Here is a 6,825-nt window from a genome sequence, read left to right on the forward strand (position 1 = left end):
CTAAATCCGCCTAAAATCTGGTAATAACCCAGCTAAAAGGCTAAATTTGGCCTGAATAGGCAATATATTGCTCAAAACCGGAAAATTAGAGTGTAAAAAATAGACAGACATTGCATAGTATCGATCACGACCTACATTGGGTGACTTGTTCGCACTTTCCCTACATATTACTCACCCAAAAAACGATGTCTACATCCATTTGACGTCGTATTTTCCTGTTGGTACTATCAAACTGTTGTACTGTCGCACTGGCGACCACCAATGCTCTTGTAGCCTGTGATGAGCGCCTTCGGGTGGCTACAGTCGCACTTAAGCTGCGACCACCAATGTTCCGGCAGTCTGTGAGGAGCGCCTTCGGGTGACTGCACAATAAAACTCTCTAAGCCTGAAAGGGAGTACATGAAAAATGTGGCAAATCTGCTCACCTTTGAAAGCAGATATCGTCTATGAAAGCGCACTATGACGCGGCGATGAAGGTTTACTGTGTAGCAAATCTGCCAGTTTCAATTCACTTCCGTTCTGTGAACGGCATCAGTTCAACGTCTTCTCATTTGCAGTGATACGCCCTGAGTTTCGTACGACTTTTGCATCGACGGATAAGGCCATTTGGTACATTTGGCCGCTTACGGAGTTGCATTAGGAGCACGAAGCTGCGCGGCGTCACTTGTGAAGTGGCGAAGACACTACCAAGTGACGCGCGCAGCGCATAACGTCTCAACCCACGTACGACGTGGTTTTCAACGTTTTACTACCATCTGACCAACATGTTGTCCGTGTCGGTACGGTATTAAACTCACTTTCACATCAACGTAAGCACGACGGGAGGCCGTCTGAACGTTCAACTATCAGTAAGGAGGAAATCGACTCGGTATCGATGGCGACACTACGAGCAGTAGTGTTGGAGGCAGCTTGACGTCAGTCAGCTCTGCATAAGCAGCAAACAGATCAGAGATCTGGGGTGCCTCGCAAGAACTCAACAATTCGCCGCCCCGATGCACAGATACCAGTCGAGACGCAGGAAGCGCAAAAGCAACCGTGTCGTCGGGGAATGAATTGCTGGTCTACAGTTCCGTCTGCTTCTTTACAAGCAGAGGGACGTGTATGCCTTTGGAGATAGTTAAATGTCCAGATTCAGTAAACAGCTGTGCAAACAACTCGTCACTCTTGCTCGTCAGGGGAGGGGAAGTTATAAAACGGTGGCTGACCGTTCACGAATTGCAGAACGGTTTTCTGAACGTTTGTCTGAACTGAATATTCAGATCAGGGACGTAAAACATATTAAAACTTCCCATATTGAAAAGTATATTGAGAGCAGGAAGGCAGACAATTTGTCTCTAAGGACGTTACAGAATGAGATGTCTGCTATCCGTTCTGTTTTATTATCAGCAGGAAGAAATAAACTGGCCGATCCCAGTCACATTAACCTGAGTAATCAGGCGCTCGGTATTTCTGGTGCTAACCGGGATGGAACTAAACTTCCTATTACAGACGAAAAACTTAATGCTGTGGTCAGTTTTGCTCAAAGAAAAGATGAAGGCGTTGCTCTTGCTGTGCAACTTTCCCGATATCTCGGATTGAGAACAGAAGAAACCGTGCAGTCTGCAAAGTCTTTAAAGACATGGAGGCAGGCACTGATTAATAATCATGAACGTGTTCGCGTTGTATTTGGGACGAAAGGTGGGCGGCCGAGAGAGACAACAGTTTTCAATCGTGAAAAAGTTTTATCAATTCTTGATAAGGCAATTCATTATGTCAGTGAACATAACGGAAAACTGATTGATAAACCTTCTCTGCATACTGCAATAGATCGTTACCGAAATATTGTACGAGAGGCAGGGATGAATGGTAAAAATGCCCCACATAGTTTGCGTTACGCTTATTCACGTGATGCTGTAAATCATCATATTAAAAATGGAATGAGCCGCGACGAAGCTGAAGCATTAGTCTCTATGGATTTGGGGCATGGAGATGGTCGGGGTCGTTATATTAAACAGGTTTATTTTCGTGGAGAGGCTGAATAAACTTTTCTGCTAATAAATTCTCAGGGCGTAGCGCCGCAGTTCATTCAGGACTGCGGCTTTTTTAAATGTCAACCGGTATATTTACATGCCCGAATAACTGTTATGGGTCATATGCCAGCGAGCCTTGTTATTTCGTTTATTTATTTTTCGTTTTTTTACGAAGAGTTCTTGTTAAATTATATTTTTTCTTTGTGTGCCAGCCTTTCCCTGTCTTTTTCCTTTTTCCTTTTTATCTGCCTCATAAGGCGATCCTGATAATATTTACGAGCAATTGCGGCTGGCATGTCCAGCATCATGTTGTTTACTGCCCTGAGCATACTATGGGTGACCCATTTGATACCACAGTTGACATAAGCTCCATTTGCTCTGAAAATGAGCAGGCTTATATGTTGCTTTTGCAACCACTAATGATTCAGTAGCCTGTGAGAATCGCCTTCGGGTGGCTACAGCGAAAGCTCCTGTAACCTGAAAGGGAGCAAACTTTGGTAAATCTGCACACCTTTGAAAGCAGATATCGTCTGTGTAAGCGCACTATGACGCGGCGATGAAGGTTCCTTCTGTACTAACCAGACAGTCAGAATGTTGTTTTTTCTGACTCCCCGACGGGAAACACTTCCCGGTCGGGCAGGTGTTTCCCTTTTTTATGGAGAAACACAATGCCTGTCATTTCTTCTGCGGTTTTCCCTGAATACCTTCTTACGCAACTTCAGCAGTCTGCTGACGCAGCTGCCCGGAGACTAAAATCTTTCATTTATCTGCATCGCAACAGCGGCTGGTATGTCAACGGCTCGGGAAATTATGCCGTCCGTGCGCATATCACCACTGGCAAAGACCAGGGCGTTAACGTCTTTCTTACCGTCCGTACCGGCTGCCACCGCGCCGGGTATGTTTTTCACCGCCTGTCAGTTTCCTTTCCGGAGGGAATTACAGGTCGTCGAAACACATACCTTTATGCCTGCCGACAGGTACAGCACCTGGCACACCTGCGCTATCGTTTTTTATATGCACTGAACTGAACGGCTGATAATTTCAGCTGGCTAATACTGTGGACCCTGACGGGGATATCTCTCCGTCGGAGGGGATATCCCGTTATTTAACTGAGGATAGACCCATGCACGCAGACGTTTGCACACTTAAGACACCTCTGGACACGCTCAGCTGGCTTTGCCTGCTTGAGAGTGAACTTCTGAGCATCAGGGCATTTCAGCGTCTCGACCTTCATACGGAGCGGGATGAACCGAATGAACTGACGTATCTGGAAGATGCCATCATTAACGCCGGCACAGCCTATGGCTGGTTTGTCTGTTTTCTCAGGGACGGTGATATTCCACCGTTGCCAGCGACTGCCCGAGAAATTCTCTGCACCCTTGACAGTCTCGGTAAAGAAATTAACCGTCCTTTCTGGGAGAAGGCTGTGGCCCGCGGGCAGGATGAGGCCTGTGGCGACAAAGCTATCGCAGCCCTAGAAATGATGTAATCAGACAGAACACACCCTGACGGGGATTGGCTCCCGTCCGGGGGATAAATCCCCCTTTTTTTCTTTGCGGAGGATTTATCAATGAAAGACCTGTCTTCTTCCCCGGCTTCCATGTCGGTTGTTTATACCATTGAGCACGTCAGCACGGTTCCGTTACGTCACTGGCATGCTTTCGTTCTGGCCGTAACAGAAACGTTCTGGCAACTGCCGGTGCGTCTGCGTCCGGGAAATATGTATCTGCCGTCGCTTAATCGCGCGGCTGACCTGTTTCCGGTTGCTGATGTCATGGCGTTCTGTGGCGATTCAGGCGGCAGTTTCTGGCCGGTCAACATGACCATTGAGCGCGAGCGCAGCAACAATACGCTGAGTATTCAGGAGCTGGATTTTCAGCATCAGCCCTGCGATTTCTTTGCGCGTGTTGTGATGGTCCTGCTGCACAACCTGTGTCCGGGCAGCTTCCGGATACATTCTTCTGACGAAGGGCGCAGCTGGGCAATACCGTTACGCTGGATTGAGCGTCATATTGGCCTGCCTGAGCAGTCGTCACTGACCACGCCTCAGCCGGTACTGCAAACGCCGGTGAGTGAGGGGGCGTTTGATTCCCTGCTGCTGCAACTGCTCTCCGGTGGTGAGCGGGTGCTGAGCAGTGAGGACTGGAATGCCTTCGTGCTGGCGGAATTTCATCTGTACGAACTGAAGCGCGTCACTGAAAGAACTGACGCGCCGTAATCTTTTCTCTTTCGCTCACCCCCAGGTGAGTTTTCCCGTCGACGGGCGTATCTCTGCGCCCGCCGGCGCAGGGGTATGCCTCTGATTAAAGGTATATCTCATGAAAAAAACGACTTCACGTAAGGCGGCCCGCCGTCCGGCAAAACACACTGACCTCTATCGCCAGATAACCGACCGTATCGTTGTCGCGCTGGAAAACGGCGTCGCGCCCTGGCGTAAGCCGTGGCGCGCGGCTGCCGGCAGCGGTCTGGCCGGTCTGCCCCTGAATGCCACAACCGGACGTCACTATAGCGGTGTGAATGTCCTGCTTCTCTGGATGTCAGCGGAAGAACAGGGTTTTCGCAATAACCGCTGGCTGACTTACCGGCAGGCGCAGCAGGCCGGCGGCCAGGTGCGAAAGGGTGAGAAAGCCACCCTGGCGGTGGTTTATAAGGACTGGACGAAACAGGCGGAGGACCGCGAGGGCAACCGCCTTTATGACAGCGACGGCAAACCGCTGACGGAAACCGTGCCGATGCTTAAACCCCTGCAGCTGTTCAACGCTGAGCAGTGTGAGGGGTTGCCGGCAGAGGTTGCGGCTTCACCTGAGCAACCGCCGGCGGTGGATGAGGACGGCATACTCAGTCCGGACGTGATGGACAGGGTGCTCCGGATGGTTAACGCCACAGGGGTTAAACACCGGATGCTGCCTCAGAACCGGGCTTATTACCGCCCGCTGACGGATGAAATTGTGATGCCGGTGGCAGGGCAGTTTTTTACGGAAGCGGACTGGTGGTCCACGCTGCTGCATGAGCTGGTACATAGTACCGGTCATACAAAGCGACTTAACCGGGAGGGGATAACATCCTCATCCCGCCAGTTCGGGGACCCGGTGTATGCCTTTGAAGAGCTCATTGCCGAAATGGGCAGTGCGTTTTTGTGTGCTCAGCTCGGCGTGTCCGGTGAGGTTCAGCACGACAGCTATGTGGACCACTGGCTCAAGGTGCTGAAATCTGACAAAAAGGCCCTGTTCCGCGCCTGCCGGCATGCACGGGAAGCGTCGGAATACCTGCTGGCACTGCCTGGACGTCAGACTGTGGCGGCGTAATTAACTTATCCGGTGGTGGTTATTCCGTAACTGTCACCGTCCCGTGAGGACACGGCTCCTCACGGGGCTGTGTCCTCTTTTTTTTATGAAAGAGGAGTATTCACTATGTCCGAATGGTGTCATAACCGCCTGGAAATTACCGGTAAGCCCGTCTGTATCGATGTCATGCTGCAGTGGATAAACGGGACTGACGCCCCGCGTCACCGCCACGCCGTGCAGCAGAGCATACAGCTTTTTCTGGCCGGTGCGGCGGGGATACTTAAGCCGGTGCGCACCACGTCGTATCCGCCCTTTCAGGGGCTGGTCCGTGCAGGCACAGGGCTTTCCACTGCGGCTAACCAGGCGTTTGAAAACTGGCTGGCATTGTTGCTGACGGATGCCGTTCTTGATGCGGAAACCATCCGGGTCATTGACCGGCTGTATCACCAGTCAGGCCTGGGGGCGCTGAAATGGGAAAACATCCCCGTCTCATCCCGTGACGTTATGGCAGAACTGATTATCCGGCAATACACCGACTGGTTTGGTCTGGTCAGCGCCGGCGATGAGTCTGATGCCGCGGCTGCCTGGGAACGGCTCAGCCAGTATCCTGAGCGCTCGCAGCCCTGCGACATGCTGGCCGTGATACCCTCCCGGCTGGCTGCAGAGCTGAACGGTGCCGGTGGGCTGATGTCCGGTGTGTCGACCACAACCAGCCTCTACTGCCGGCAGTACGGCATGGAGTGGCCGGCCGGGCACAATGTCAGCTGGCAGCGGCATACGCCAAACAGTCTTACGCTGCAGATGGATACGCCCTGGCTTCCGCCGTCAGGTGAGGTTGTCGGGGAAATCTCCGCGGTGTTTGACTGCGAGGTGCGTCACAGCTACAGCGAGCCCGTAAGCGGGCTCAGCGGTTACGACTGCTATGACGGCGGTGAACATGTCGACGGGCACAAAGGCGCGTCCGGCGCACCTCAGCCCGGTCAGGTGCTTTATCTGGTCAGCGATGAGCCCGATTCACCGGCTCAGGACGCTACATCATATCGTGAGGTCCGGGGGTAAAAGCCTGCTCCTACGTTAACCCTGCCACGGCACTGCCGTGGCTTTTTACCCTCAGGGGACATGTCCCCTGGTCAGGGTGCGCGTCCCCTTTTTTATGGAGAAGCGCATGCCTGGCATGATTAACCACGAAAAAGCCTTTGTTAAGTTGTTCAGTCAGACGGCCCGGTATCACCACCGGTTCAAAGTGTTTGAAGACTTCATCAGCTGCAGCGTCATCGCGCTGGAAAACCGGCTTCACTTCAGTGAAGTGCGGGAGCAAAAGTATCTGCGTACAGTCGGTGGATACGAAAAGGAGGACGTTACGCGCATGGCGCAGCTGCTGGCCCACGTTGTTGGGGTCCGCTTGGAAAACGGAATCTATGGTCACTCCCGTTTTTGCAACACCGATTTTGACGACAAGTTGGCTTGCTTGAATCTATCCGGCGTCTGAATGGGATTTTATTCCCGCGCCTTGATGAGTTCCGCGCCTGATG

6 protein-coding genes and 1 pseudogene are annotated in these 6,825 nt (G+C 52.0%); all 7 read left to right on the forward strand.

Translation table 11 applies throughout. The annotated features are described in order from the left end of the window. The first annotated feature begins 1,121 nt into the window (after positions 1-1,121). On the forward strand, positions 1,122-2,021 hold the full coding sequence (locus LLF79_RS26560; RefSeq protein ID WP_032742891.1) for an integrase domain-containing protein: 900 nt from the start codon (positions 1,122-1,124) through the stop codon (positions 2,019-2,021). 656 nt (positions 2,022-2,677) lie between these two features. Then, positions 2,678-3,037, forward strand: a complete 360-nt coding sequence (locus tag LLF79_RS26565) for a hypothetical protein (RefSeq protein ID WP_040118087.1) — start codon at positions 2,678-2,680, stop codon at positions 3,035-3,037. 95 nt (positions 3,038-3,132) lie between these two features. Then, a complete protein-coding gene (locus tag LLF79_RS26570) occupies positions 3,133-3,498 on the forward strand; it encodes a hypothetical protein (protein WP_032742894.1) in 366 nt (121 codons plus the stop codon). Positions 3,499-3,579: 81 nt separating this feature from the next. Further along, positions 3,580-4,227 (forward strand): hypothetical protein, encoded by a 648-nt coding sequence (locus LLF79_RS26575; protein WP_032742899.1) that lies wholly within the window; start codon positions 3,580-3,582, stop codon positions 4,225-4,227. A gap of 100 nt (positions 4,228-4,327) precedes the next feature. Continuing rightward, positions 4,328-5,314, forward strand: coding sequence for an ArdC family protein (locus LLF79_RS26580; protein ID WP_032742901.1), 987 nt, complete (start codon positions 4,328-4,330; stop codon positions 5,312-5,314). Positions 5,315-5,419: 105 nt separating this feature from the next. Continuing rightward, positions 5,420-6,352: a DUF1281 domain-containing protein gene (locus LLF79_RS26585; RefSeq protein ID WP_032742903.1), complete on the forward strand. Its 933-nt coding sequence runs from the start codon at positions 5,420-5,422 to the stop codon at positions 6,350-6,352. Positions 6,353-6,458: 106 nt separating this feature from the next. After that, a pseudogene (locus tag LLF79_RS26590) lies at positions 6,459-6,686 on the forward strand (SAM-dependent DNA methyltransferase); the annotation flags it as partial. Positions 6,687-6,825: the final 139 nt, after the last annotated feature.

Source organism: Enterobacter cloacae complex sp. 2021EL-01169 (assembly GCF_020733125.1).
Taxonomy (GTDB): domain Bacteria; phylum Pseudomonadota; class Gammaproteobacteria; order Enterobacterales; family Enterobacteriaceae; genus Enterobacter; species Enterobacter roggenkampii.